The organism is Flagellimonas flava, from assembly GCF_050617915.1.
GTDB classification, from domain to species: Bacteria; Bacteroidota; Bacteroidia; order Flavobacteriales; family Flavobacteriaceae; genus Flagellimonas; species Flagellimonas flava_A.
This window is the reverse complement of record NZ_JBODQE010000159.1, coordinates 1-240: the sequence shown is the minus strand read 5'-3', so window position 1 is coordinate 240 and position 240 is coordinate 1. Positions and strand designations below refer to the sequence as shown.

Annotated in this window: 1 protein-coding gene; it reads right to left on the bottom strand. The window is 44.2% G+C overall.

Annotation, left to right across the window (positions count from 1 at the left end; all coding sequences use genetic code 11):
- Positions 1–240 (bottom strand): nucleoside transporter C-terminal domain-containing protein (locus ACRHOZ_RS21385; RefSeq protein ID WP_431130397.1); only part of this gene is annotated, 240 nt, incomplete at both ends.

Sequence of the window (240 nt, the reverse complement as noted above, 5' to 3'; positions counted from 1 at the left end):
CGTTGACCAGGCGCTAAGGAACCGATACCCCCAATTTGGATTCCAATAGAGGCAAAATTGGCAAATCCGCATAGCATGTAGGTGGACATAATCACGGATTTATTATAGGTGAAATGTAAATTGTTGGTCATAGTTTTCAGTTCGGCAAGTTGGATATGACCCACAAACTGACTTGCTGGCAATTTAATCCCTAACAGTTGCGCCATGAGCATAATATCCTCGTTGGGTACGCCAAGCAGC